The following is a 25,673-nucleotide window of genomic DNA, read 5'->3' on the forward strand; positions in this document are numbered from 1 at the left end:
GCTTTGGGGATAAATTTACTTTGATGACAAAGCTACTTGAGGAGCAAGACAGTGTCAACGTCGGTCGATGACGCCGTCCGCACCCTGCTGCTGCTCATGCCGCGCATGGTCGGCCGGGCCAAGCGCACGCCGCCGCCGCCCGAGCTGGCATCGTTCAACCTGGCGCCCCGGCACCTGTCGCTGCTGTCGTACCTGCTGCTGGAGGGCGCGCTGGGCGTCGGCGAACTAGCGGCGCGGCTCGAGGTGGCGCCGGCGACGGTGAGCCTGATGGTGGGCGACCTCAGCCGGAAGGGGGTGCTGCGGCGGCGGGAGGACGACGCGGACCGGCGGCGGACGATCGTGAGCATCGCGCCGGAGCATCACGCGGCGATCGACGGCTGGCTGGGGCGGGGCGCCGCGGCGTGGCGGGCGGCGCTGGGCCCGCTGAGCGACGAGCAGCGGACGCTCGTCGTGTCGACGTTGCTGGCCTTCGAGCGGGCACTGGGCGCCGACGCGGACTGAACCCCACTGCCGCGCCCGGCGGCCCGCCGGGTGCCAGGCCGCTGGGCGGCGAGCAGCGCGCCCCACCCGCCCCGACGCCGCGGGCCTTCCAGCGCCCGCTGGGACGCCGCCTCGGACCGCACCCGCCGCCCTCGCCGCCCTCGCCGCGCGACGAGCAGCGCGCCCCACCCGCCCCGACGCCGCGGGCCTTCCAGCGCCCGCTGGGACGCCGCCTCGGACCGCACCCGCCGCCCTCGCCGCCCTCGCCGCGCGACGAGCAGCGCGCCCCGGCCGCCTCGACGCCGCGGGCCTTCCAGCGCCCGCTGGGACGCCGCCTCGGACCGCACCCGCCGCCCTCGCCGCCCTCGCCGCGCGACGAGCAGCGCGCCCCGGCCGCCTCGACGCCGCGGGCCTTCCAGCGCCCGCTGGGATGCCGCCTCGGACGGCAGCCGCCACGCGGCGAGCGCGGCCCACGGGGCGATCTGCGCGGCGCGTGGACGATCGCCGGCTCGGGCCGAACTCGATGCCGCCACTCGCCCCGCTGGAGCCCCGCACGCGCCCCGATTCCCCCGAATCGGATTTAAGCCCCGTCGGGGTATAAATCCGATAAGTCGTGGCACGCAGTGCCCGACTTATCGTCCCCGCACGGTCACCCCAGGGCTCGGCGGACCGCTCGCAGGAGCTGGGCGAAGCCGACCGCCGTCACCAGCAGCGCCGCGGCCATCGCAACCGTCGACGCCCGCGGCGCCACGAGCGTCGCCAGCAGGCCGAAGATCGTGAGCAGGATTCTCGTCGGGCGCTCCGCGATGGTCACGGTGCCGATGTCCCGCATGCCGGCGACCGAGGCGCGGGCCCGGACGTATTCGTGCAGCCACATCGCGCCGCCCGCCGCGACGCTCAGCCCCACCGGCGCGCCCAGCAGGGCGAAGGCCAGGAGCCAGGCGGCCTCCGACACGCGGTCGGCGGCGGAGTCGTAGACCTGGCCCAGGCGGCTCGCGCGGCCGGCCAGCACCGCCAGCACCCCGTCGATGGTGTCGGCGAACGCGGAGAGCAGGACCAGGACCGCCGCCCAGAACGGACCGGCGGGGAGCAGGACGGCAACGGGCGGTACCGCGGCGGAGAGCAGCAGGCCGACGGACGTCACGGCGTTGGGGCTGCGCACGCCCGCCCGCAGCAGGGTCGCGCCCAGGGCGTGGCTCAGCCGCAGCCAGCCCCGGACCGGGGACGGTGCCTTCCGCGGGTCGTAGCCGCCGTGGGCGGCGGACCAGCGCGCGCAGTACCCGTCCCAGTCGAGGGGCTCAGGCCCGCGCACCGACGCCGAGCTGCTGCCAGACCTCGCGGGTCGCGGTCGAGCGGTTGAACGTGATGAAGTGGATGCCGGGCACGCCCTCGTCGAGCAGGCGCTGACTCATCCCGGTGCAGTGGTCGATGCCCAGGCGCCGCACGGCCTCCGGGTCCTCGGCGACCCGCTCGAAGTGCTCGGCCAGCGCCGGAGGGAACGGGGCGCCGGTCAACTGCTGCGAGCGCGCGATGGTCCCGATCTTGGTGACCGGCATGATCCCCGCGACGATCGGCGTGGAGCACCCGGCCGCGGCGACCCGGTCGCGCAGGCGCAGGTAGTCGTCGACGTCGAAGAACATCTGGGTGATCGCGAAGTCGGCGCCGGCCCGGCATTTGCGCACGAAATTGGCGGTGTCGGACTCGACGTCGGCCGAGCGGGGATGCTTGTACGGGAACGCGGCCACGCCGATGCTGAAGTCCCCGGCCTCGCGCACGAGCCGGACCAGTTCCTCGGCGTAGAGCACGCCGTCGGGGTGGCGGACCCACTCCGCGGTCGGGTCGCCGGGCGGGTCGCCGCGCACGAGCAGGAAGTTGCGGATGCCGGCCCCGGCGAGCTGGCCGATGACGTTGCGCAGCTCGGCGATGGAGTGGTTCACGGCGGTCAGGTGCGCCATGGGCAGCAGCGTGGTCTCGGTCGCGACCCGCTCGGTGACGGCGACCGTCGTGTCGCGGGTGGAGCCGCCGGCGCCGTACGTGATCGACACGAAGGACGGCTGCAGCGACTCGAGCTCGCGGATCGCCTGCCACAGCTGCCGCTCCCCCTCGGGCGTCTTCGGCGGGGAGAACTCGAACGAGAAGGTCGGCCCCTGGTTCGCGATCAGATCACCGATCGCGGCGGGTCCGCCGGCCATGACAGAGGGAAGTCCGAGAGCCACACTCCTGACTGTAATGCCCCGAGCCCGTCGATGAGCACTCCCGCTCTCGTGCGGGAGCCTGTCGCACGCCCGGCGAGCCCTGCCGCTTCTCGCACAGGAACCTGTCGTACCCCTGGGGTATAAGGAGGGTGGACATTGCTTCGGGTGGGGCCGCCGTGGTGGACGCCGGCCCGGGGCGGCGTTCCCGGGAGGTGGATCATGCCAGCTCGACCAGACCCCGTCCCGGGCGACGACGAGACGTTCGGCGCCCTGCTCACCCGCCTGCGCCTCGCGCGCGGACGCTCCCAGCTGCGGCTGGCCGAGATGCTGTGCGCGGCCGCGGACGTGCCCACGATCACACGGCACGAGGTGTCACGGTGGGAGCGCGGCGAGCGGGTGCCGGGGGCGCCGTGGCTGGCCTGGCTCGCGTTCGTGCTGCAGGCGCCGCTCGAGGACCTCGAGCGCGCGGCCGCCCGCTCGCGCCGGCGCCGGGCCGCCGGGTGGGCCGATCGGGCGGCGGCCGTCGCCGGGCCCGGTCCCGAGCCACCCGCCGCGGCCGTCGCGCGAGCCGGCGGGGCGACCGGGCGCCGGTCCGGCGGGGCGAGCGGACGAACCGCCGGCGCGGCCGGCGCCGGGCGCGGGCAACGCGAGCCGGGGCTTGACGCGGGACGACGCGAGCCAGCACTCGACATAGGGCGACGCGGGCCGGCGCTCGACAGGGGGCGGCCGGCCACGCCGGGGCTCGAAGTGGGACGACGCGAACCGGGACTCGGCACGGGGCGGCGCGGGCCGGCGCTGGGCGTGGGGCGGCGCGAGCCGGGACTCGACGCGGGGCGGCTGGCGGAGCTGCGGCGGATGGACGACCTCCTCTCGGGGCCCGAGGTCGTGCGGGTCGTGCGGGACGCCTACGCGCAGGCGGCCCGGCGGGCCGCTTGCTCGGGCGGGCGGGCCGAGTTCGGGCTCGTCGCGGAGCTGGCGCAGCTCGCGGTGTGGGCCGGGGTGGACGCGGGCGCCGCGAGCGACGGGCGGGCGGTTTCCGGGCTGGTCCGCGACGGCGTCCGGGCGGCCGTCCGGGCCGGGCAGCGCGGGCTGGCCGGGCACCTGCTCGGGTGCCTGGCCCAGCTGCGGGCCGAGAGCGGTGACGGCGCCGGGGCGTTGCGGCTCGCCCGGGCGGCGCGGCGGATCGCGGAGCCGGCCGATGCCGGGACGCTCGCGGTCCTGTGGCTGCGGGAGGCGGCGGCCGCGGCGGCCCTCGGCGAGCGGGCCCGGTGCGACGCGGCGATCGCGGCGGCCGAGAAGGCGCACGGGGCGCGGGGCGAGCACGATCCCGCCTGGCTGTACTGGCTCGACGACGCCCATCTCGCCGCCGCGGCCGGGCGCTGTCAGGCGGTGCTCGGGCGGCACCGGCTCGCGCTGCGGCTGCTCGACGCCGCCCTGCGGCCTTGCGGCGAGCCGGGCACCACGGGCGGCGGCGAACCGGGCCGGGTGCGGGACGCACGGGGTCCTGGCGGCTGCCCCTGGGCCGGCGGGCCGGGCGGCGGCGGGAGCGGCCCGGATGACGGCCGGGCCGGGCGCTCCCCGCGCACGGGAGCGGGCGACGGGCCGGGTGGACGGCGGCGGGCGGGCGGCGAGGAGAGCCCGGTCGCACGCAACGGCAACGGAGGTGGAAGCCCCGTCACGCACGACGGCGGTGGGAGCCCCATCACGCGCGGCGGCGGGAGCCCGATCGCACGCAACGGCGAGGGCACTGGGAGTTCCGTCACGCGCGGCGGGAGCCCGATCGCGCGCAACGGCAACGGCAACGGCGGCGGTGGAGTGCGGCGCGGCGGCGGTCGTGGGGCGGGCGGCCGGGGCGGTGGCAGTGGGCCCGGTGGCGGCTCCGTGCGGTTGCGGGGGCTCGGGCTCGTGCAGCTCGCGCGGGCCCGGGCGCTGGTCGCGGCCGGGGAGCTCGACGCGGCCTGTGCGGCGGCGTGGCTCGGCGTCGTGGCGGGGGTCGGCTGTGGATCCGTACGAGTCGGGAGGGAGGTGGCGGCGGTGCGGCCGGGGCTGCGGCGGGCTCGGGGATATCGCGAATTCGCCGAAATGTACGAGTCTGTGCGCTGGATCGCCGGAGACGGGGGTGACACCCGCTCGTCGGGGCGGGTGGTTTCGGACTAGCGTCTCTGCCGTGACACACCCCTTCCTCGACCGGGCCGGGCTTCGCGAGCGGGTCCGGGAGGCCCTCGCCGGGTTCCTCCGGCGGCGGCGCGACCGGCTCGACGAGATCGAGTCCGACGCCCTCGCGCCCGTCGCCGGCGCGATCGACGCGCTTGTGCTGGGCGGGGGGAAGCGGCTGCGGCCGGCGTTCGCGTACTGGGGGTACCGCGGGGCCGGCGGCGAGGACCGCGACGAGATCGTGGCGGCCGTCGCCTCGCTCGAGCTCGTCCAGGCCAGCGCGCTCATCCACGACGACGTCATGGACGGCTCGGAGACGCGGCGCGGGGAGCCGGCCGTGCACCGGCGGTTCGCGCGGCTGCACGCGGCCGGCGGGTGGCGGGGCGACGGCGACTGGTTCGGCACCTCGGCGGCGATCCTGCTCGGCGACCTGTGCCTGGTCTGGTCCGACGAGATGCTGCACGCCAGCGGGGTCGACCCGGCGACGCTGGCCCGCGCGCGGCCCGTGTTCGACCAGATGCGCACCGAGGTGACGATCGGGCAGTACCTCGACGTGCAGACCCAGGCCACCGGCGACACGTCCACGGCCCGGGCGAGCCTGGTGGCGCGGTACAAGTCGGCGAAGTACACCATCGAACAGCCGCTGGTGTTCGGCGCGGCGCTGGCGGACGAGGGGCGGCTCGCCAAGGCGTACTCGGCGTTCGGGCTGCCGCTCGGCGAGGCGTTCCAGCTGCGCGACGACGTGCTCGGCGTGTTCGGGGACCCCGCGGTCACCGGCAAGCCGGCCGGGGACGACCTGCGCGAGGGGAAGCGGACCTACCTCGTCGCGGCCGCGATCGAGAGCGCCGGGCCGGCCGTGTTCGAGGACCACCTCGGCGACCCGTGCCTCGACGAGCACGGCGTGGCGCTGCTGCGCAAGACGATCGTGGAGAGCGGGGCGCTGCGGCGCACCGAGGAGCGGATCGAGCAGCTGACCGCCACCGCGCTCGGGGCCCTGGCCGAGGCCGAGATCACGGACGAGGCTCGCGAGGTCCTGACGGGCCTGGCGGGGGCGGCGACGCAGCGCGCGGTCTGAAGAAGACCCACAGGGCCAGGGTGGCGAGCACGAGCGCGAAGCCGAACAGCAGGTCCTCGACGGGGGCGTGGGCCAGCCGTACGCCCAGGATCGCCGACGGGTTGTAGAGGACCACCCCGCGGCCGGTCAGGATGCCGTTGGACAGCAGCTGGAAGACGACGACGATCGGGTACGAGCACCAGAACACGCGCCCGAGCACGACTCTGGTGCGCAGCACGGCCACATCCAGTACCAATGCCGCCAGAACGCCGACGACGGCCGCCACGGTGTAGGTCACCGCCGCGACCACCGCTCGAGCGTCTGGCGGGTCGCCTCGAAGCCGAGGATCGCGCACACCGGGACGACGAGGAAGAACAGCAGCTCCTCCAGGGGCAGGCCACCCGGAAGGATGACGCCGGCGATCTGGCGCGGGTCGAAGGTCCAGTGCCGGGCGTGGATGGCCAGCAGGTCCCAGACCACGAACACGGCGGCGACCGGGGCGATGGTGAGCACCAGCCGCCGGACCTGCCGCAGGACACCGACCTTGAGCAGCGGCTCGAGCCACAGGGCGCCGAACAGGCAGCCGGCCAGCACCAGCAGGTAGGTCCAGCGCACCGTCAGAAGCCCAGCGCCTGCGCGCGCCGCTTGACCTCGGTCGCCCGGTTGCCGCGCAGCGCCTCGGCGGGGGTGCCCGGCAGCGACTCGTCCGGCGTGTAGAGCCACCGCAGGGCCTCAGCCTCGTTGTACCCAGCGTCGTACAACAACGTGAGCACGCCCGGGAGGTGCTTGACCACTCCGTCGTCCGTGATGAAGTCCGCCGGGACGCGCAGCACGCCGCTCTCGCGGACCGCGATCAGGGCGTGGTCGCGGACGAGCTGGTGCACCCGGTTGACGGGGATGCCGAGGCGCTCCGCGACGTCGGGCATGGTCAGCCACTCGGTGGGGCCGGCAGGTTGTTCGCTCACACCGAAGACAGTAAACCGTGCACCGCGATCGGGAAGGAACGGGCAGTGGGGCTCTGGCTCAAGGTTCACCGAGAGGTCGCCGGTGCCTGGCGCTCCGCGTGCTACGACATGTACCGGCACGCGAACCGCCGCCGCGACGTGCGCCTGCGGATGGCGGAGACGGCCGAGTACGGGCCCCGCAACCACCGCGGTCAGCACGTCATGAAGACCACCGGCCGGCACCGGGCCGCGGCCACGACCGGCGTCGCGCTGCTGGTCGCGGGCGGGGCCGCGGGCACGTACCTCGCGGTCGCGGGCAGCCTCGCCGCCCTGGCCCCCGAGCCCTACGAGGCCCCGGTCGCCGCGCCGGCCGCGCCCGCGACGAGCCCGGGCGGCGCGGCGAGCCAGATCCGCCCGCCGGCGCCGCAGCCGACCCAGGTCCGGCCCCAGGTGCGCCGGACCACGCCCCCGCAGGTGCTGGCGCTGCCGGAGGTTCCAGGCCCGGCCGGCGTACCGTCTCAGCAGACGACGGATCCGGAGAGCACCCCGACGTCGTCGCCGAGCACGAGCCCCAGTCCGTCCGCCAGCCCGTCCGCCAGTTCGTCACCCTCGGTGAGCAGTCTGTCGCCCTCGCCGTCCTGGACAAAGCGCTCGAAATGGGGACGTTCCTCAGTTGGAAGCGAAGGGCACTGAGGATTTAGGGGTCCCAGCCGTACACTCGCAGCCAATGGATACCACGGTCGCCGATCCTCTCCTCGGTGCGCTTGTCGACGGGCGCTACCGCGTTCGCTCGCGTGTCGCCAAGGGCGGCATGGCGACGGTCTACACGGCTCTCGACGAGCGACTCGAGCGCATCGTCGCGCTGAAGATCATCCATCCCGCCCAGTCGCGCGATCCGCAGTTCGTGGACCGGTTCACCGACGAGGCCAAGACGATCGCGCGGCTCACCCACCCGAACGTGGTGGCCGTCTACGACCAGGGCACGCACCAGGGGCTGCCCTACCTGATCATGGAGTACGTCCGCGGGCACACCCTGCGTGAACTGCTCACCGAGCGGCGCCGCCTGCAGCCGCAGGAGGCGCTCGCGATCATGGAGCAGATGCTCGCCGCGATCGCCGCCGCGCACCGCGCCGGGCTCGTGCACCGCGACGTCAAGCCCGAGAACGTGCTCGTCGCCGAGTCGCCGGGCGAACAGCACAACCTCATCGACGGCGTGGTGAAGGTGGCCGACTTCGGCCTCGCGCGCGCGGTCGAGGCGAGCGCGGACGAGACCGGCTCGCACCTCATGGCGACCGTCGCCTACGTGGCCCCCGAACTCGTCACCGACGGGCACGCGGACCCGCGCACCGACGTGTACTCGGCCGGCATCGTGCTCTTCGAGATGCTCACCGGGCGGGTGCCGTACGAGGCGGAGCGGCCCGTCGAGGTGGCCTGGCAGCACGTGGACCGCGATGTGCCCTTCCCGTCGCGCTTCGTGCCGGGGCTGCCCCCGGCCGTCGACGACCTCGTGGCCCGGGCGACCCGCCGCGACCCGGGCGGCCGCCCGACCGACGCCGGCGCGATGCTCGCCGAGGTGCAGGCCGTCCGCGACGACATCGGCGCCACGCCCACCGGCCGCGGCCGGCAGATCGCCCCGCCCACGGTCATGGTGCCGCGGGTCGACTCGGTGCCGCAGTCGCACGCCCTCACCCAGGCGCACCCGGTCACGCAGACCTACCAGGCCAGCCGCCGCCCGTCCTGGGCCCGGCTGCCCGCCTCCGCTCCCCCGCCGGCGGTCGCCCGCCGGCACCGGACCGAGGTCGCGCACCGCGACGGCGAGGGCGGCGGCCTGCAGGGGCTGCTCGCGCAGATCAACGCCAACCCGCGCACCCGCCTCGCGGTGATCGCCGGGATGCTCGCCTTCGGGCTGCTCGTGGCCATCGGCGGCTACTGGTTCGGCGTCGGCCGCTACACCGACACCCCCGACCTGCGGGCCAAGACCCGCGAGCAGGCCACGCACCTGGCCACCACGGCCGGATTCAAGGTCAAGTTCGCCGACCCGAAGTTCGACGCCTCCGTGCCCAAGGACCAGGTCCTCGCCCAGGACCCGGCGGCCGGCGGGCGCATCCTCGACGGCGGGACGATCACGCTCACGCTGTCGCTCGGGCCCGAGGTCTACAAGGTGCCCGACATCGCCGGCAAGGAGTGGGACCTCGCGCAGGTCGACCTGCAGGCCATGAAGATCACCGGCAACAAGGCCGACCGGTTCGACGACGCCGTGCCCCCGGGCTACGTCGTGGACACCGACCCGAAGATCGGCACCCAGGTCAAGCCCGGCCAGACGATCACCGTGTTCGTCAGCAAGGGCCCCAACCCGGTCAAGGTGCCGCTGGTCGTGGGCAAGAACGTCGAGCAGGCCAAGAACGACCTCGCCAAGGTGAAGATCGCCGTGGGCAAGGTCGAGGAGGTCGAGAGCGACAAGCCCAAGGGTCAGGTCGTCTCGCAGAGCATCGGCGACGGCAACAGCGTGACCGACGGCATGGTCATGGACCTGCAGATCTCCAAGGGCCCGGCCCAGGTCCCGATGCCCGAGGTGCGCAACATGCCGCTCGACCAGGCCAAGGCCCAGCTGGAGCAGCTCGGCCTGGTGGTCGACGCGCAGGGCTTCGGCACCGTGCGCCAGCAGAACCCGGCGCCCGGCACGCCGGTGGTGCCGGGCCAGCACGTCTCGCTCTTCGCGTTCTTCTAAGTGGACGCCACCATCGCGCCGGTCGGCGGGCACGCGCCCGCCGCCGGAGGTCTCGCCAAGGCCGCCCTGCGCTACGTCGAGCTCACGACGGCGTCGGCGGTCCAGGTGTACGTCTCCAACCCCCGCGGCTGGGCCCTCGCGACCGGCGACGCGAAGCAGGACGACGCGTTCCTCAAGGGCTGCGCCGACCGCGGGGTGACCGCCTACGTGCACGCGGCCTTGCTCGTGAACCTCGGCTCGCCGACCGAGGCCACCGTGGAGCGCTCGGTCGCGACGCTGGAGCACGCGCTGCGGCGCGCCCAGGCGATCGGGGCGCGGGGCGTCGTCTTCCACGCCGGGTCCGCGGTGGACGCGGAGCACGCGGAAAAAGCCTTCGCGACGGTACGGCGAGTGCTCCTCCCCCTCCTCGACCAGGCCGACCGTGAGGGCTGGCCGCCACTGCTCGTGGAGCCGAGCGCGGGGGGCGGGCGGTCGCTCGCGTCGCGGGTCGAGCATCTGGCCGAGTACCTCGACGCGGTCGACCGGCACCCCCTCCTCGGCGTCTGCTTCGACACCTGCCACGCGTGGGCGGCCGGGCACGACCTGGCCACGCCGGGCGGGATGACGCACACGCTGGACGCGCTGGTGGCCGCGGCCGGGCCGGACCGGCTCAAGCTGATCCACGCCAACGACTCGAAGGACGCGTGCGGGTCGCTGCGGGACCGGCACGAGTCGCTGGGCAAGGGGCTGATCGGTGCGGCCGCGTTCGGCGAGCTGCTCGCGCATCCCGCGTCGCGGGGGGTGCCGCTGATCGTGGAGACGCCCAGCGGGGACGACCATGCCGATCACGCGGCGGACATCGCGTTGCTGCGGTCCAGCACTCCTCGGGCCTGAGGTCGTTCGGCGCGGATATGTCGGGCGCTTCGCGCCGCGACATATCCGACATTTCGGTTATGCGGCGTTCCGTGCCTGACGGCTCAGCACCTGCTTCCCGCCCGCCGTGGGCACGCCTCCCCCACGGCCGCCCGCCGTGGGCACGCCTTCCCCACGGCTGCCCGCCGCCGCGGGCAGTCGCCGCGCCGGCGGACAGGCTTCCCCGCCGCCGTGGGCACGCCTCCCCCACGGCTGCCCGCCGCCGCGGGCAGTCGTCGCGGCGGCGGCCGGGCGCCGCGCGGACCGCGGATCACCGGCTCCGCATGGGGCGGGTGTGGCAGCGGGTTGTGGACGAAGCGCGACCGGGGCCGTGACCGCTATGGTGGCCGTCGATGCGACGGGACGGGGGGCGTGCACCGTGAGCGATCGAGTGATGCGACGCGATCTCAACCTGCTCGCCGCCGGGCTGGCGCTGTCCACCGCCGGCGACGCGGCCGCGCTCGTCGCGCTGCTGCTGCGCCTCCAGCCCCACGGGAGCGGCTGGGTGGCGGGGTTGCTGGCGGCGGAGCTGATCCCGTACGTGGTGCTGGCCCCGCTCACCGGGCGCGTCGTGGACCGCCTCGAGACGCGGTCCGTGCTCCTCGTCGCGCTGGCCGGGCAGGCGGTGCTGTGCGTGCCGCTCGCCCTCGTCGACACGCTGTGGGCCACGGTCGCGCTCTTCGCCGGGGTCACCGCGCTTTCGGCGTTCGTGCGCCCGGCGACCTCGGCGCTGGTGCCGGCGATCACGGGCGAGGGGGGTGCGCAGCGCGGGTACTCCCGGCTGGCCACCGGCACCGGCCTGGGCTGGATCGCCGGCCCGGCCGCGGGTGGGCTGCTCACCGGGGCCTTCGGCGCGACGACGGCGATCCTGGCCGACGCGGTCACGTTCGCGCTGCTGACCCTGGCGTGCTCGGCATTGCGGGCCCGGCGGCATCCGGCCGCCGCACCCGAGGACGGCGAGACGGCCCGCGGCGGGCTGCGGCTGGTCCTCGGCGACCCGCTGCTGCGCACCGCTCTGCTCGGCAGCGCCGTCGCGGTCAGCAGCGGCGTGATCGACAACGTGGCGGCGCCGTTCCGGTTCGTCGGGCAGCTGGGCGCGAGCGACTCCGGCTACGGTCTGTACCTCACGCTGTGGGGCGTCGGCGCCCTCGCCGGAGCCCAGCTCGTCCCCCGCATCCGGCTCTCCAGCGGCGCCCTGCTGGCGCTGGGCAACCTGCTCACGGGCGCCGGGATCGCGGGGATCGGCCTCGCGCCGGGGCTCGTGCTCGCGTACGTCGCGTCCACGGCCGGCGGCGTCGGCAACGGGATCGCGAACGTGTCGCAGTCGGCGCTGATCAGCACCCGTACCCCGGCCGCGCAGCACGGCCGGGCGTTCGCGGCGTCGGGAGCGGTGCTGCAGACGGCGATCGGCGTGGGCACGGCGGCCGGGGCGCCCCTGGTCGCCCTGCTGCGAGCGGACGGCGCCATGCTCTGGGCGGGCCTGCTGACCTGCGCGAGCTCGCTGGTCGCGCTCCTGCTCACCGGGCGCTCACGGCCGCCGGCACCGTGATCCCGACGTACTCACCGGGCGCTCACGGCCGCTGGCGCAGTGATCCCGACGTAGGCCCCGCAGATCCCGGCGAAAAAGACATACCCGATAAATCCGATATGTCGTGGCGCGCCAGCGCCACGACATATCGGCCGGGCGACGGACACGGGTGCGGGCCGGCGGGGCCGCGCTCAACGGCGCCCAGCACCCCGAGCACAAGCCGGTTCAAAGAAGCAGGAGCCGCGCCCGGCAGCACTCACAACAGCGTCGGCAGCACCTTCACCGCGTGGTCGATCCCGTCCGAGGTCTGGTCGAGGTGCGTCACCAGGCGAACCAGCCGCCGCCCGAGCACCGACACCAGCACCCCCTGCTCCCGCGCCGCCGCCGCGAACGCCGGCCCGTCCACCGCCGCCCCCGTGAGGTCGAGCGGCACGATGTTGGTGCGGATGCGGGCCGGGTCCACGACGCCGTGCGGGGCGAGGGCCTCGGCCAGGCGGTGGGCCCGGGCATGGTCCTCGGCCAGGCGCGGGATGTTGTGCCGCAGCGCGTAGAGGCCCGCCGCGGCCAGGATGCCCGCCTGGCGCATGCCGCCGCCGAGGCGCTTGCGCAGCTTGCGGGCCGCGGCGATGCGCTCGGCGGAGCCCACGATCAGCGAACCGACCGGGGCGCCGAGGCCCTTGGAGAGGCAGACCGAGAGCGAGTCGAAGAGCCGGCCGTAGGTGTCCAGCGGCACGCCGTCGGCGACGTGGGCGTGCCAGATGCGGGCGCCGTCGCAGTGCAGGTGGACGCCGGCCTCGGCGGTGACCGCGCGCAGGGACTCCAGCGCGGCCAGCGGGATCACGGCGCCGCCGAGGCGGTTGTGGGTCTGCTCGACCGCGACCGCGCGGGTCGGGACGGCCACGAAGCCGTCGGGGCGGATCATGTCCGCGACGGTCGCGGGGTCGAGGTCGGCGGCCGCGGAGGGCCAGGTGCGGGTCGACACGCCGCCGAGGGCCGCGGCCGCGCCGATCTCGTCCGTCACCACGTGCGCGGCGGCGTCGCAGAGCAGCTCCTCGCCGCGCGGCACGGCGAGCTGCAGGGCGATCTGGTTGGCCATGGTCCCGCTCGGGGCAAACAGGGCCGCCTCGTGGCCGAAGAGGGCCGCGACCTCGGTCTGCAGCTCGTGCAGGGTCGGGTCCTCGTCGAACACGTCGTCGCCGACCTCGGCCGCCGCCATCGCCTCACGCATGGCGGGCGACGGCCGGGTCAGGGTGTCCGAGCGGAAGTCGATGACGACCTCAGCCACGCAGCATCTCCGCGACGAGGAAGGCGAGCTCGAGCGACTGCTGGGTGTTGAGGCGCGGGTCGCAGGCGGTCTCGTAGCGGTCGGGCAGGTCCTCGTCCACGATCGCCTGGGCGCCGCCGAGGCACTCGGTGACGTCCTCGCCGGTGAGCTCCACGTGCAGGCCGCCGGGGTGGGTGCCGAGCTCGCGGTGGACCTCGAAGTAACCGAGCACCTCGTCGACGATCCGGTCGAAGTGGCGCGTCTTGTAGCCGTTGGACGACTCGTGCGTGTTGCCGTGCATCGGGTCGCACTGCCACACGACGCGGCAGCCGGCCGCGGTGACCTTCTCCACGATCGGCGGGAGGGCGTCGCGGACCTTGGTGCTGCCCATGCGGGCCACGAACGTGAGGCGGCCGGGGACGTTCTGCGGGTTGAGCTTCTCGAACAGCTCGATCGCCTGCTCCGGCGTGGTGGTCGGGCCGAGCTTGACGCCGATCGGGTTGGCCAGGCGCGACATGAAGTCGACGTGGGCGCCGTCGAGCTGGCGGGTCCGCTCGCCGATCCACAGGAAGTGCCCGGACAGCCCGTAGGGCCGGTCGCCCGCGATGCGCACCAGGGGCCGCTCGTACTCCAGGGCGAGGGCCTCGTGCGAGCAGTACAGCGTGACCGTGCGCAGCGCCTCGTCGTCGTTGACGCCGCAGGCCTGCATGAAGCGCAGGGCCCGGTCGATCTCGCGGGCGATGGCCTCGTAGCGCTGGCCGGCCGGCGAGGTGACCACGAAGCCCTTGTTCCAGTCGTGCACGGCGTGCAGGTCGGCCATGCCACCGCCGAGGTAGGCGCGCAGCATGTTCATCGCGCTGGAGGAGTTGGCGTAGGCGCGGACCATGCGCTGCGGGTCGGCGACGCGGGCCTCGGGGTCCTGGTCCAGCGAGTTGATCATGTCGCCGCGGTAGGCCGGCAGGCCCAGCGAGTCCAGCGCGGACGAGCGCGGCTTGGTGAACTGGCCGGCGACGCGGCCGATCTTGATGACCGGCAGCGAGGCGCCGTAGGTCAGCACGACCGCCATCTGCAGCAGCGTGCGGGCGTTGCCCAGCACGTGCGCCTCGGTGTTGTCGGCGAACGTCTCGGCGCAGTCGCCGCCCTGCAGCATGAAGGCCTTGCCGTCGGCGACGAGGGCGAGGCGCTCGCGGAGCTGGTCGACCTCGTAGGGCGCGACGATCGGCGGGACCGAGGACAGCAGGCCGGCGACCTCGTCGACCGCGACCGGGTCCGGCCACGGCGGCGTCTGCGCCCGGGGCAGCGTCCGCCACCGGTCGAGGCCGAACACGTCGTCATCGGAGTTGCCCGGGACGGCGACACGGGAGATCTCCGGTCCGGGGTACGTGAAGTGGTGCCACTCCTGGCGCATGAGCAAAAGCCTACCGAGCGCGATCGGCGGGTGGAGGACGCCACCCGCCGATCCCGCAGGCTGGACCGGGGAGATGCCCGCCGCCGGCCTACATGTTGATCATGTGCCCGGCCAGGCCGTGGATGGCCTCCTTGACCGCCTCGCCCAGGGTCGGGTGGGCGTGGACGTTGCGCGCGACCTCGTGCACGGTGAGGTCCCACTGCTGGGCCAGGGTCAGCTCGGGCAGCAGCTCGGTGACCTCGGGGCCGATCAGGTGGGCGCCGAGCAGCTCGCCGTACTTCCCGTCGCTGATGATCTTCACGAACCCGGTCGGGTCGCCGAGCCCGTGCGCCTTGCCGTTGGCCGTGAACGGGAACTTCGCGACCTTGACGTCGAAGCCCTTCTCCCGGGCCTGCTCCTCGGTCCAGCCGAAGCTGGCGATCTGCGGCTGGCAGTACGTCGCCCGGGGGATCATGACGTAGTCGAGCTCCATCGTCTCGGCCCCGGCGATCGTCTCGGCGGCGACGATGCCCATGGACTCGGCCGCGTGGGCGAGCATGAGCTTGGCGGTGACGTCGCCGATCGCGTAGATGTGCGGCACGTTGGTGCGCAGCCGGCCGTCGACCGCGATGGCGCCCCGCTCGGTGAGCCGCACGCCCGTCTTCTCCAGCCCGTAGCCCTCGACCCGGGGCGCGAAGCCGATGGCCTGCAGGAGCCTGCCGGCCTCGAGCGTCTGGTTCTTGCCGCCCGAGCTCACGGTGACCTTCACGCCGGAGCCGGTGTCCTCGACCGTCTCGACCCGCGTGGAGGTGAGCACCTGGATGCCGAGGCGCTTGTACCGCTTGAAGAGCTCGGCCGACACCTCGGCGTCCTCGAGCGGCACCATCCGGTCGAGGAACTCGACGATGGTGACCTTCACGCCGTAGTTGTGCAGCACGTAGGCGAACTCGACGCCGATGGCGCCGGCGCCCGCGATGATGATCGACTCGGGCAGGTCCTCGCTGAGGATCTGCTCCTCGTAGGTCACCACGCGCTCCGACAGCGAGGTGCCGGGCAGCAGGCGGGTCGTGGCGCCGGTGGCGATGATGCAGTTGGCGAAGGTGATGGTCTCGTCGCCGACCCGCAGCGTGTGGTCGTCGAGGAACGAGCCCTTGGCCTGGTACTGCCGGATCTCGTTCTTCTTCATCAGGTAGTGCACGCCCTTGACGCGGCCGTCGGCCACCTTGCGGCTGCGCTGGAACGCCGCGCCGTAGTCGAACGTGACCTCGCCCGAGATGCCGAACGTCTTCGCCTCGTGGTTGAAGATGTGCGCGAGCTCGGCGTTGCGCAGCAGCGCCTTCGAGGGGATGCAGCCGACGTTCAGGCAGACGCCGCCCCAGTACTTGTCCTCCACGATCGCGGTGCGCAGGCCGAGCTGCGCGGACCGCACCGCGGCCGTGTACCCGCCCGGGCCGGCGCCCAGGACAACGACGTCGAAGTGCTCAGTCATAGCCAATCCTTGCGTTTGAAGGTGACGTACAGCACCGCGGACAGCACCACGATCAGCACGGCCGAGGCGATGAACCCCGACAGCTTGTCAGAACCCGGATAGGGCACATTCTGCCCGTAGTAACCCGTAACCGCGGTCGGCACCGCGATGATGGCGGCCCAGCTCGTGACCTTCTTCATCACCGTGTTCTGGCGGTTGCCCTGCACCGCCAGGTTGGACTCCAGGATCGTGGCGGTGAAGTCGCGCAGGTTCTCGGTGAACTCGGTCACGCGCAGCACGTGGTCGTAGAGGTCCTGGTAGTACGGGACCATCTCGTCGTCGACGAGGTGCTCGCGGGAGTGCATGAGGCTGCCGACCACCTCGCGCATGGGCAGGATGACCTTGCGGATGCGCCCGAGCGTCTTGCGGAGCCGGAAGCTGCGCTGCTGCACGTCGCGGATCGCCTGCGGGGTCTCCTGGAACAGCCGGTCCTCGAGCTCCTCGAGCTCGTCGTCGAGGGCCTGCGCCGCGTCGAACTGCCCGTCGACGATCACGTCGAGCAGGCCGTGGGCGAGGTAGGGCACCCCCTGGCCGGCCAGCTCCTCGGTGGCGTCCCAGCGCTCGACCACGGCGTCCATGTCGAAGCCGGCCCCGTGCGCGGTGATCAGCGCCTGCTCGGTCAGGAACGCGGAGACCTCGTGCAGCTCGGCCCCGCCGTCGCCGCCGCCGCCGTGGAAGGTGACCTGGTAGGCGTTGAAGAACAGGTGCCCCGGATAGTGCAGGAGCTTCGGCCGCTCGTGCGGCGAGGTCGCGTCCTCGATGGCCAGCCGGTGCAGCCCGAACTCCTCCTGGACCCGGTCGTAGTCGTCCGGCCCGGGCTCGGTCAGGTCGAGCCACACGACCGCGGCGGAGTCCTTGAGATGCTCGGATATATCGTCGAGCGGAAAGTCCTCGGCTTCCAGCCGACCGTCCCGGTAGAGCCGCGTGCGCGCCATAGGCTCATCAAAGCAGAAGGAGGCCCCGGTGGCCGGTTTCGCGGAGGCGACCGAGGTCGGGGACGGCACGGCCCGGCTCGATCCACAGTGGACCGTCGGCGGGCGGCCGAACGGCGGATACCTGCTGGCGGTGCTCGCCCGGGCCGCGGTGACGGCCGCGCACCCGCATCCGCTGAGCGCGAGCGCGGTGTACCTGGCGCCGCCCGAGCCCGGCCCGGCCACGATCGCGGTGGAGCCGCTGCGCGACGGGCGCTCGGTGAGCCAGGCCCGGGTCCGGCTCACGCAGGGGGACCGGATCTGCGTGGAGGCGCTGTTCACGCTCGGAGACCTGGCCGCGGCCGGCGAGGTCCGGTTCACCGCGGCCGAGCCGCCCGAGGTCAAGCCGCGCGACGAGCTGCGCCGCACGCCCGTCGAGCCGCCGGGGGCCGGGGTGCGCATCACCATGCTGGAGCAGGTCGACCAGCGGGTGGACCTGAGCCGCCCGGGCGACCTGCGCGGCTGGCTCAGCTTCGACGACGGCACCCCGTTCGACGCGTTCTCGCTGCTCTACGCGGTCGACGCGTTCCCGCCGGTCACGTTCACGCTCGGCGGCAGCGGGTGGACGCCGACGCTGGAGCTGACCGCGTACGTGCGGGGGCTGCCGGCGCCGGGGCCGCTGCGGGTGCGCCAGTACGCCCGGATGGTCACCGACGGCCAGCTCGACCAGGTGTGCGAGGTCTGGGACGCGGCCGGACGCCCGGTCGCCCAGGCCACCCAGCTGGCGATCTACCGCAGGGCCTGACCCGCCACCGCGGCCGCGCCGCGCTTGGCCGGGGACATGGCCGCGCCGGCGCGGTGCAGCACCGTCCGGGTCTCCCCGCCGGCCGCGAACCGGGTCCCGCCGACGCTCGCGCGGGCCGCCGAGGCGCGCCACCACGTCCCCGGCCAGGCATCGGCCCGCCGGGGTGCGGCCGCGGGGAATCGCTGGTCACCGCGCAGCACCCGGAGTAACACTGGCCACATGGACCCGCTCATCGTCGTAGACGGCGCCAACGTGGTCGGCTCGGTGCCCGACCGCTGGTGGCGCGACCGGGCGGGCGCGGCGACCCGGCTGCGCGACGCCCTCGCGGTCCGGGACGCGGCCGCCCTGCCGGGCGAGATCATGCTCGTCGTGGAGGGTGCGGCCCGCGGCGTGCCGCCCATCGACGGGGTGGCGGTCGAGGCGGCGCCGCAATCCGGCGACGACCACATTGTGGCGCTCGTGCGCGACAATGTGTCACATCGGCCCGTCGTCGTGGTGACGTCCGACCGGGGGCTGCGGCAGCGCGTGACGGAACTGGGTGCGGGTATTGTCAGCCCCGGCCAGCTGCGGGCCACCATCTCATATGGTGGACGGCCCGACCATACCTAGCCGATATGATTTAGGGGAACCGTCGACACTGCATGAGTGCATGGCAATACGAGAACGTCAGCCGATCTTCCACTATGTGAGAAGCGGTTGACCGCAACCGTCGACTCACGCAAAGTTATCCCGGTACCGGTGTCGTGAATTGCTGGTGAATACCTCCCCAAAACGTCAGACAAATTAGTGACGATCTATTCTGTGCGGCACGTAACACGGCTGTCGCTTCATGTGACATACCTGGTAAGGTCGGTGACATGTGCCCTGAGGTGCAGCTTGATCCAATGTGGATATCCCGCCGCGAGCACCATTTCGACGGCCTTTGTCGAGTGACCCCCGGTTGAAATCGGCGTTCATTCAGAAGGTTTTCGAGAGGATTGAAAATGGCCGTTTCGGTCGTGGGTGCGCCCGACGTCGCACCCTCCGTGGTCACCATCACCGTCCACATCACGCTCAACGGCGAGGAGCTCCCACCGGAGGCCTCCCGCCTGCTGAGTGACCTCGAGGCACTGGCCGCCAGCCAGGCCGCGCCGCAGATCCAGCGCACCGCGCCCCTGCCGCGCACCCCGTCCTCCGCTCCCGCCGCCGCTCCGGCGCGCAACCTGCGCCTGGTCGAGCAGCCGGCCGCCGAGCCCGCCGAGCCCGCCGAGCCCGACCCCAGGATCAGGCGGATCGGCCGGGCCACGCCCGACGCGCCCTCCCTCTACCTGTGCACCGGCTCGCGCCTCGTGCTGCAGGACGGCGCCCCGGTGCCGCTGACCCGCCGGGAGTACGACCTCTTCCTCTTCCTCTGCGAGCACCCGCGCCGCGTGTTCAGCCGCGCGCAGCTGCTGCGCCAGGTGTGGGGCTACGACATGGTCGGCACCGAGCGCACGGTTGACGTCCACGTCCGCCGGCTGCGCGTCAAGCTGGGCGACGCCGCCCGGATCATCGCCACCGTGCGCGGCGTCGGCTATCGTCTCGACGATGACGCCGCCGTCCAGGTCGTGGTCCGCGAAGACTGACGTCGCGACCGCCGCGGGCATCCTGCTGCTGCTCGATGTCCTGCGGGTGTGGCTCCCGTCGATCATCACGATCTTCGGGCAGGCGGCCTCGACCCCGGCCGAGCTCATGGGGGCCTTCGCGCTCGCGTGGTTCGTCGCCGGCGTCGCGGCCGCGCCCCTGGCGGCACGCCTCGGCCCGCGCCGCCTCGCGCTGACCGCCGGGGTGATCCTGGCGCTGGCCCGGCTCGCGCTGGTGTTCGTCCACGGTGGACAGCCGCAGCTCTACGTCGCCTCGGCCGGCCTGCTCGCCGGCCTCGCCTTCCTCGCCGCCTCCGCCGCGGGTGGCGCCTCCGTCGCGGTCGGCGTCCCGGCCGGCCTCGCCGCCGCGGCCGTGGAGCACGCCGCGCTCGGCACCGTCGACGCGACCTGGCGGGCCTGGTGGGTGGCGCTCCCACTGGCCCTGGTGTTCGGCGTCGCCCTGCTCTACGGCACCACGGCTGGCCCCACGAAAGGCCCCGGGGAGCTGGAGCGCGTCGAGGCCCGGCCCGCGACCGGCGGCTGGCTCCTGGCCGGCCCGGTGATGCTGCTGACCGGGTTGTACGCCCTCTCCCCCGCCGTCGCCGCCGTGGCCGCCTCCTACGGCACGGGCGGCTTCGCCGCGACGCCGCCCGCGCTGCTGCCGCCGCTGGGCATCGGGCTGGCCGTGCTCGCGTTCCTCGCCGTCGCCTTCGCGCCCCGGGTGCCCTCCGGCCGCGTGGCCCGCGTGGTCGCCGCGGTGCTGCTCGTCGCCTCGGCCGCCTGCTTCGCCTACGACTTCGCCGCGCCCGCCCCGCTGTGGCTCGCGCTGCTGCTGGGCGCGCCCAGCCTCGGCCTCGCGCTGCGGCTGGCCGGGCAGCGCCCGGCTCCGCGGGCCGGCTACGCCGCGGCCCTGGGCATGCTCGTGTTCGGCGTCGCCGCGATCGCGTACTACGCCGCCTACGACATCGGCTACCCGAACCAGTGGGTGCCGGTCGCGGTCGCGCTCGTCCCGGCCGGCGCGCTGCTGCGCGGGGCCGGGCCGGTGACCGTCCGGCTGCCGCGGCACGCCCTCGCCGCGACCGGGGCCGCGTGCCTCGTGCTCCCGCTCGCCGGGCTCTGGGTCCCGCCCTCGCCCCGGGCCGGCGGAGATCCGCGGGAGATCGGCGTCACGGCGTACAACATCCGGATGGGCTTCGGGCTCGACGGCACCTTCCACCCCGACGACCTGGTGGACGAGATCCGCGCGAGCCGGTCCGACATCGTCGTGCTCTGCGAGGTCGACCGGGCCTGGCTGCTCAACGGCGGCCACGACACCCTGGCCGTGCTCGCGCGCAGGCTCGGGATGCGGTACTGGTTCGGCCCCGCCGCCGACGCGGTGTGGGGCGACGCGATCCTGACCCGCCTGCCCGTCTCCGCGGTGCGGTCCGTGCCGCTGACCGCCGTCGGCGCCCCGACGGGTGCGCAGGCCCTCGGCGCGATCGTCACGGTCGGCGGGCGCGAGCTCGCCGTGGTGGCCACGCACATCCAGCCGCCGCCCGGCACCGAGCCGCTGCGGCAGGCGGGCGAGATCGCCGCCTTCGCCACCCGGTTCGCCGGCGACCGCCCGGTCCTCGTCGCCGGCGACCTCAACATCACACCCGGCAGCGCCCCGTTCACCGCGATCACCGCGGCCGGCTTCACCGACCCGCTCGCCCCCTTCCGGCCGGTGCGCACGTTCCCGGCCGACCACCCCGCCGAGGAGATCGACCACGTGCTCGTGCGCGGCCTGGACCTGCGCGGGCACTCGGTCGGGGCCGGGGTCGTCGCGTCCGACCACGCCGCCCTGCACGTCACGCTGGCCTTCGCCTGATTTCGGGGCATTCGTCACCATTCTGGGCGACGCATCGGCCAGATCGTGATTGGCCGGTGGGCCGATTGGGCATCCCGAGACAAGAGAGAAAGGGGCAGCGATGAGCGTGACACATGCGAACGGGAGCATGACCGAGACCCGCAAGGACTTCGGCCAGGCGGTCGGCGATCTGTCCACCAAGGCCAAGGACGGCGCGGCCGAGCTGGCCGAGCAGACCAAGGACGTGGCACGTCGTCGTCCCGTTCCGCTGGTGACCGCCGCCGCGGCCGGACTCGCCACCGTCGTCGTGGCGGTGGTGGCGGTCGCGCGGCGCCGCAAGGCGCGTCAGACCCCGCAGCAGCGGGCGATGCGGGCCCTGCGCAGCACCGGCAAGAGCGTGAAGAAGCGAATCAAGCGGTAACCTCCTCTCCCCACGGCCGCGGCCCCCGCACCGATCCGACCGGTGCGGGGGCCGCGGTCGTTCGCCTAGCCGTCCACAGTGGACAGATGGGCGAGCATCGCCTGGTTCGCCTCCCAGCCGTCGGGGAAGCGCACGGGCACGTTGAGGTGGACCGGCTCGGCCGAGGGGTGGGTGTCGAGCAGCTCCGCGATGCCGGCCCGGGCGACGACGATGCACGCGTGACGGTGCCGGGAGGCGAGCACGCACAGTCGCCCCGCCTCGAGGTGGAACGCGCTCGCGTCGCGGCGGCCCGAGAGCGGGTGCAAAATCACGGTCACGTCGTACTCCCGGCCCTGCAGCCGGTTCGCGGTGTCGACGGTCACGTCGGCGGCGACGGTGTCGGCGAGGGCCAGCCGGATCGCGGCCACCTGGTCGCGGTGGGCGGCCCCGACGGCGACGCGGTCCGCGGTCACCGGGCGGCCCTCGGGGGCGTGCTCGGAGTATGCGATCGGCCCCCGCCGCAGCAGGTTCACGACGAGGTCGGCGATGGCGGCGACGGCCTCGCGGTCGGTGCGCACCGTGTGCCGGGCCGGCAGCTCGTGCAGGGCCCAGCCGGTGCGGCGGGCGGTCTCCAGAGTCGCCTCGACGCGCGAATCGCCGCCGATGGCCCGCACCGAGAACTCGAGGCTGCGGTCGGCGGGCTTGGTGCCGGCCTCGAACGGCGTGAACGGGTAGAACGCCGCCGAGACGACCTCGGCCGCCGACGGGGGCAGCCGCCACGACACGGGCAGGCGGTGCACGGGCAGGTCCGGGTTGTGCCGCAGGAGCACGGCGACGGCGCTCTGCATCGGGTCCCAGGACAGCCCGGCCCACCGCTCGACGGCGACGACGGAGAACGGGTCGAGCTGGCCCGGGTCGCCGACGAACAGGCCCCGGGAGAACCGGCCGGCCACGCGCAGGAGCATGTCGGAGCGCATCTGGTACGCCTCGTCGACGATCGCCCGCTCCCAGGTGCCCTCGGTGACCGTGGCCCACTTCGCGGCCGTGCCGATGACGACCGCGCTGGTCTGCACGTCGGAGACGGCGCCGCTGACGGTGACCGAGCCGTGCTTGGCCACGCGCTGGGCCGGCACGTACGTGGACGCGGACAGCCGGCCGATCTCGATGGTGGGCGCGGCCGTGGCGAGCCGGTCGATGAGGTCGTCGACCTGCTCGTTGGTCTGGGCCACGACCATGAGCCGCTCCCCCGCCTCGGCCATGGTGCGGGCGGCGCGAACGACCAGTGTGGACTTTCCCGCGCCCGGCGGGGAGTCGACGACCACCCCGCGCCCGACCGCCTGGCCGAAGCCGGTGAGGATGTCGTCGATCACCGTCATGACCAGTCCTCCGCGGCGTCGATGTCGTTGGGCTGGTAGTCCGGGGGCGGGCCGCCGTGCGTCCACGGGGTGTCCTCGCGGGACGGGAACCGGCCGGGCGGCTGGTAGGCGTCGCTGACCGGGCCGTACGTGACGACCTCCCCGACCTCGGGCACCGACCCGGGCGGGGCCTGCTTGGTGGAGCGCCCCATGCCCTTCGACAGCTCCAGCACGACGTCCACGGAGGACACCGAGACGACCATCGCCTGCTGCGACAGGCGCGCGGGCGACACGAGCAGCGCCCCGGGCTCCAGCCGCACCGGGTCCTCGGTCTGCACGGTGATGTGCGGGCGCAGGGCCGCTTTCTTGCCGGACGTGTCGACGCGGTTGGGCGAGGCGGACACGACGGTGCCGGTGAACGCCTCCCCCGACAGCCGGAACTCGGCCATGACGAGCGGGTCGTCGAGCGCGCGCTGGGCCTCGTAGCGGGCCTGCTCGCGCTCCAGGCGGTCGAGGCGCCCGGCCGCGGCGACGGCGCTGTCCCGCCTCGGCTGCGGCAGCGCGGTGCCCTCGGCCAGCGACATGTGGTACATCGTGAACACGTCGCGATCGATCGCCCACCGGGCCTCGACGGAGGCGCCCGCCGGCCGGGCCCGCAGCAGGTCCACGGCCCGCCACATGAGCCCCCAGGTCGGCTCCAGCTGCTCCCGGATCGCGCCGCCGAGCGCGGACTCGGCCCGGCTCTGCGCCTGCGGGTCGGCGGCGCGGGCGTAGGCGCTCAGGGCCGGGGCCAGGATCTCGTTGTCGAAGGTGGGGTCGGTGCTCGGCCCGGCCGGCGGCCAGCGCAGCGGATCCTCGGCCAGCTCCGCGGCGGCGGCGCCGTCGAGGCCGTCCGGCGGGTCGATCCAGCCCAGCAGCGCGGCCAGGTTGGCGTCCTCGAGCCCGCTCTGGCCGGTCGCCCAGTGCTCGCCGAGCAGCTCGGTCATGGCCAGCAGCATCGCCGAGCCCGGGTGGTCGGCCCGCTCGCGCAGGAACGTGAACCACTGGCCGAGCAGCGGGACGGTGCGGTGCACCGGGTGCGGGCCGTACGTGCGCCGGAAGCGGGTCGAGCGGCCCAGCAGCCGGATGAACTCCACGCCGCCGCGGTTGGGCACGAGCACCTGGGGCGCCTCGGCGTAGCGCAGCTTCGCGGTGTGGGTGGCGTCGACGGCGCGGGAGCAGCCCTCGACGTATGCCAGGAAGACCTTCGCCAGCTGCGCGACGAACTGGAAGCGCTGGGTGCGGTCGCGGGGATTGGCCACGACGAGCAGCCGCCCGCTGCCGCGGTCGGTGCCGACCATGGCGGCCAGGGGCGCGGCGGCCTCGCCGGCCAGGGCCAGCGGCACGAGCACCAGCGGGCGCTGGGCGACGTGCGTGTGCCGGACCGTGGTCAGCGGCTGGGCGCGGCCGGACTCGACCGCCTCCGCCCGGGCCAGCGCGGTCAGGATGCTCACACGGCCTCGTCAAGGCACTCGCGGCGCAGGCGGTGGGCCAAGCGCAACAGTCCCGCGATCTCCTCCTGGCCGGCGCCCGGCATCAGCGTGCCCCGGGCCAGGCCGAGCACGGTCGAGACGCTCTCCACCCCGCCGAGGTCGTCGCGGATGGAGCGGCCCAGCGCCGTGGTGGAGCCGGCCGCCTCGTCGCGGCAGAAGAACGCCATCTCGCACGAGCCGAGGCAGTCGGGGCTGTAGCGCGCGTCGACCTCGCTGACCGCCTTGCGCAGCTCGTCCGCCGGGCGGGTGGCGTTCTGGTCGCTGTCGTAGGCGAGGTCGAAGGAGAGCCCGGAGGGCAGCGCGTCGAGGATCTTGTCGAGCCGGGTGAGCCGCGACAGCTGGCGCCGCAGGACGGTGAGCTGCTTGCGCACGTCGACGAGGGTGGCCGTCGGCCGGTTGGCGAAGTTCTCCGGGCAGACCAGCACCACGTTGTGCGACACGGACTCGGGCGGGTATCCGAGCTCGCCGAGCAGCTCGCGCATGGCCAGCACGTAGACCGCCGACTGCTTGGCCGCGGCCGCCGCCTTGCCCGGGTCGGCCTGCCCGTCGATGACCGCGAACGACTTGATCTCCACGACGTGGAAGCGCCCGCCGGCGCGGAAGGCGATGAGGTCCGGCTCGAGGTAGGCGTAGTAGCCCGCGATGTCCAGCCGCAGCATCGGGTGGTCGAAGAGCGTGCCGGCGTCGTCGCGCTCCGCCGCGGCGCGGGCCAGCAGGCTGCGGGTGCGGGCGTAGCGCACCTCGCGGCTGGCGTTGCCGCCGACGTTGGACAGGTCGTCGTAGGCCACCTCGGGGATGGCCAGCCCGAGCCGCTCCCGCAGCAGCTGCAGCAGCTCCGCCGCGCCGTCGGCCTTCACCTGGGCCTCGAACGCGTTGCCGCGGGCGATCGCGAACCGCGACTGGCCGAAGGCGGCCGGGAAGCCGAGCTGCCCGGCGACGGCGCCCTTGTTCACCCCGGCCGCGTCCATCAGCCCCCGCCGGCCGCAGCCGGGGTTGGTGGTGAGCGCGGCGATGGTGCGGGCGTTGTGGTTGCGCGGCGCCACGGTGCCGCGGATGCGGTCCAACCGGTCTACCAGTGCGTCCATGGG

General features: G+C 74.1%; 25 protein-coding genes. 12 read left to right on the forward strand and 13 right to left on the reverse strand.

Annotation, left to right across the window (positions count from 1 at the left end):
- The first annotated feature begins 51 nt into the window (after positions 1-51).
- Positions 52-501 carry a MarR family transcriptional regulator gene (locus ACQP2P_RS37845; RefSeq protein WP_433079117.1) on the forward strand — a complete coding sequence of 150 codons (450 nt, stop codon included), beginning with the start codon at positions 52-54 and terminating at the stop codon, positions 499-501.
- 628 nt (positions 502-1,129) lie between these two features.
- On the opposite strand, the gene ACQP2P_RS37850 is transcribed toward ACQP2P_RS37845, so the two are convergent.
- Entirely contained in the window at positions 1,130-1,792 is a 663-nt protein-coding gene (locus tag ACQP2P_RS37850; RefSeq protein WP_433609271.1) for a CDP-alcohol phosphatidyltransferase family protein, read from the reverse strand.
- On the reverse strand, positions 1,779-2,696 hold the full coding sequence (metF, locus tag ACQP2P_RS37855; protein WP_433609273.1) for a methylenetetrahydrofolate reductase [NAD(P)H]: 918 nt from the start codon (positions 2,694-2,696) through the stop codon (positions 1,779-1,781). The genes ACQP2P_RS37850 and metF overlap by 14 nt, the downstream gene beginning before the upstream one ends.
- A gap of 198 nt (positions 2,697-2,894) precedes the next feature.
- Between metF and ACQP2P_RS37860 the strand changes: the two genes are divergently transcribed.
- Both ACQP2P_RS37860 and ACQP2P_RS37865 read left to right on the forward strand, forming a co-directional pair.
- Entirely contained in the window at positions 2,895-4,832 is a 1,938-nt protein-coding gene (locus ACQP2P_RS37860) for a helix-turn-helix transcriptional regulator (RefSeq protein WP_433609275.1), read from the forward strand.
- A gap of 10 nt (positions 4,833-4,842) precedes the next feature.
- Positions 4,843-5,904: a polyprenyl synthetase family protein gene (locus ACQP2P_RS37865; RefSeq protein ID WP_433609277.1), complete on the forward strand. Its 1,062-nt coding sequence runs from the start codon at positions 4,843-4,845 to the stop codon at positions 5,902-5,904.
- Here ACQP2P_RS37865 and ACQP2P_RS37870 read toward each other — a convergent pair.
- From ACQP2P_RS37870 to ACQP2P_RS37880, 3 genes are read right to left on the reverse strand one after another with little or no spacing between them, the layout of a single operon-like run.
- Positions 5,840-6,181: a lycopene cyclase domain-containing protein gene (locus ACQP2P_RS37870; protein ID WP_433609279.1), complete on the reverse strand. Its 342-nt coding sequence runs from the start codon at positions 6,179-6,181 to the stop codon at positions 5,840-5,842. The two genes, ACQP2P_RS37865 and ACQP2P_RS37870, sit on opposite strands and share 65 nt — an antisense overlap.
- Complete coding sequence (locus tag ACQP2P_RS37875; RefSeq protein WP_433609281.1) at positions 6,178-6,498, reverse strand: lycopene cyclase domain-containing protein; 321 nt, start codon at positions 6,496-6,498, stop codon at positions 6,178-6,180. The genes ACQP2P_RS37870 and ACQP2P_RS37875 overlap by 4 nt, the downstream gene beginning before the upstream one ends.
- A 2-nt stretch (positions 6,499-6,500) precedes the next feature.
- Positions 6,501-6,809, reverse strand: a complete 309-nt coding sequence (locus ACQP2P_RS37880) for an Rv2175c family DNA-binding protein (protein WP_433090298.1) — start codon at positions 6,807-6,809, stop codon at positions 6,501-6,503.
- A gap of 84 nt (positions 6,810-6,893) precedes the next feature.
- Between ACQP2P_RS37880 and ACQP2P_RS37885 the strand changes: the two genes are divergently transcribed.
- From ACQP2P_RS37885 to ACQP2P_RS37900, 4 genes are all read left to right on the forward strand, one after another.
- Positions 6,894-7,520 (forward strand): hypothetical protein, encoded by a 627-nt coding sequence (locus ACQP2P_RS37885; RefSeq protein WP_433609283.1) that lies wholly within the window; start codon positions 6,894-6,896, stop codon positions 7,518-7,520.
- A gap of 34 nt (positions 7,521-7,554) precedes the next feature.
- On the forward strand, positions 7,555-9,555 hold the full coding sequence (pknB, locus tag ACQP2P_RS37890) for a Stk1 family PASTA domain-containing Ser/Thr kinase (RefSeq protein ID WP_433609285.1): 2,001 nt from the start codon (positions 7,555-7,557) through the stop codon (positions 9,553-9,555).
- Entirely contained in the window at positions 9,556-10,428 is an 873-nt protein-coding gene (locus ACQP2P_RS37895; RefSeq protein WP_433609287.1) for a deoxyribonuclease IV, read from the forward strand. It abuts the gene before it with no gap.
- Positions 10,429-10,840: 412 nt separating this feature from the next.
- Complete coding sequence (locus ACQP2P_RS37900) at positions 10,841-11,995, forward strand: MFS transporter (protein ID WP_433609289.1); 1,155 nt, start codon at positions 10,841-10,843, stop codon at positions 11,993-11,995.
- A gap of 235 nt (positions 11,996-12,230) precedes the next feature.
- Here the strand turns inward: ACQP2P_RS37900 and ACQP2P_RS37905 are convergent, their stop codons facing one another.
- The 4 genes from ACQP2P_RS37905 to ACQP2P_RS37920 all read right to left on the reverse strand — a co-directional run bounded on the left by ACQP2P_RS37905 (position 12,231) and on the right by ACQP2P_RS37920 (position 17,088).
- Positions 12,231-13,259 carry a threonine aldolase family protein gene (locus ACQP2P_RS37905; RefSeq protein WP_433609291.1) on the reverse strand — a complete coding sequence of 343 codons (1,029 nt, stop codon included), beginning with the start codon at positions 13,257-13,259 and terminating at the stop codon, positions 12,231-12,233.
- Positions 13,252-14,646: a class II 3-deoxy-7-phosphoheptulonate synthase gene (locus tag ACQP2P_RS37910; protein ID WP_433609293.1), complete on the reverse strand. Its 1,395-nt coding sequence runs from the start codon at positions 14,644-14,646 to the stop codon at positions 13,252-13,254. The genes ACQP2P_RS37905 and ACQP2P_RS37910 overlap by 8 nt, the downstream gene beginning before the upstream one ends.
- A gap of 88 nt (positions 14,647-14,734) precedes the next feature.
- Entirely contained in the window at positions 14,735-16,114 is a 1,380-nt protein-coding gene (lpdA, locus tag ACQP2P_RS37915; RefSeq protein WP_433609295.1) for a dihydrolipoyl dehydrogenase, read from the reverse strand.
- Positions 16,111-17,088 carry a magnesium transporter CorA family protein gene (locus ACQP2P_RS37920; RefSeq protein WP_433609297.1) on the reverse strand — a complete coding sequence of 326 codons (978 nt, stop codon included), beginning with the start codon at positions 17,086-17,088 and terminating at the stop codon, positions 16,111-16,113. The genes lpdA and ACQP2P_RS37920 overlap by 4 nt, the downstream gene beginning before the upstream one ends.
- 28 nt (positions 17,089-17,116) lie before the next feature.
- Here ACQP2P_RS37920 and ACQP2P_RS37925 point away from each other — a divergent pair, with 28 nt between their 5' ends.
- Positions 17,117-17,869 (forward strand): thioesterase family protein, encoded by a 753-nt coding sequence (locus tag ACQP2P_RS37925; protein WP_433609299.1) that lies wholly within the window; start codon positions 17,117-17,119, stop codon positions 17,867-17,869.
- On the opposite strand, the gene ACQP2P_RS37930 is transcribed toward ACQP2P_RS37925, so the two are convergent.
- Positions 17,854-18,090, reverse strand: a complete 237-nt coding sequence (locus ACQP2P_RS37930; protein ID WP_433609301.1) for a hypothetical protein — start codon at positions 18,088-18,090, stop codon at positions 17,854-17,856. The genes ACQP2P_RS37925 and ACQP2P_RS37930 overlap by 16 nt on opposite strands.
- On the opposite strand from ACQP2P_RS37930, the gene ACQP2P_RS37935 reads away from it, so the two are divergent.
- The 4 genes from ACQP2P_RS37935 (at position 18,089) to ACQP2P_RS37950 (ending at position 21,719) form a co-directional block, all read left to right on the forward strand.
- The gene (locus ACQP2P_RS37935; RefSeq protein WP_433609303.1) at positions 18,089-18,478 is read left to right on the forward strand and encodes a hypothetical protein; all 390 of its coding nucleotides are present in this window, start codon (positions 18,089-18,091) and stop codon (positions 18,476-18,478) included. The two genes, ACQP2P_RS37930 and ACQP2P_RS37935, sit on opposite strands and share 2 nt — an antisense overlap.
- A 374-nt stretch (positions 18,479-18,852) precedes the next feature.
- Positions 18,853-19,473, forward strand: a complete 621-nt coding sequence (locus ACQP2P_RS37940) for a winged helix-turn-helix domain-containing protein (RefSeq protein WP_433609305.1) — start codon at positions 18,853-18,855, stop codon at positions 19,471-19,473.
- A complete protein-coding gene (locus tag ACQP2P_RS37945; RefSeq protein ID WP_433609307.1) occupies positions 19,436-21,319 on the forward strand; it encodes an endonuclease/exonuclease/phosphatase family protein in 1,884 nt (627 codons plus the stop codon). The genes ACQP2P_RS37940 and ACQP2P_RS37945 overlap by 38 nt, the downstream gene beginning before the upstream one ends.
- 100 nt (positions 21,320-21,419) lie before the next feature.
- Complete coding sequence (locus ACQP2P_RS37950; protein WP_433609309.1) at positions 21,420-21,719, forward strand: hypothetical protein; 300 nt, start codon at positions 21,420-21,422, stop codon at positions 21,717-21,719.
- 65 nt (positions 21,720-21,784) lie between these two features.
- Here ACQP2P_RS37950 and ACQP2P_RS37955 read toward each other — a convergent pair whose 3' ends face one another.
- The 3 genes from ACQP2P_RS37955 to ACQP2P_RS37965 are packed head-to-tail and all read right to left on the reverse strand — an operon-like array spanning position 21,785 to position 25,670.
- Positions 21,785-23,074 (reverse strand): AAA domain-containing protein, encoded by a 1,290-nt coding sequence (locus tag ACQP2P_RS37955; protein WP_433609311.1) that lies wholly within the window; start codon positions 23,072-23,074, stop codon positions 21,785-21,787.
- Complete coding sequence (locus ACQP2P_RS37960; RefSeq protein WP_433609313.1) at positions 23,071-24,546, reverse strand: hypothetical protein; 1,476 nt, start codon at positions 24,544-24,546, stop codon at positions 23,071-23,073. Before ACQP2P_RS37960 ends, ACQP2P_RS37955 begins: the two co-directional genes overlap by 4 nt.
- Positions 24,543-25,670, reverse strand: a complete 1,128-nt coding sequence (locus tag ACQP2P_RS37965) for a hypothetical protein (protein ID WP_433609315.1) — start codon at positions 25,668-25,670, stop codon at positions 24,543-24,545. The genes ACQP2P_RS37960 and ACQP2P_RS37965 overlap by 4 nt, the downstream gene beginning before the upstream one ends.
- Positions 25,671-25,673: the final 3 nt, after the last annotated feature.

The organism is Dactylosporangium sp. CA-139114 (genome assembly GCF_050955725.1).
Taxonomy (GTDB): domain Bacteria; phylum Actinomycetota; class Actinomycetes; order Mycobacteriales; family Micromonosporaceae; genus Dactylosporangium.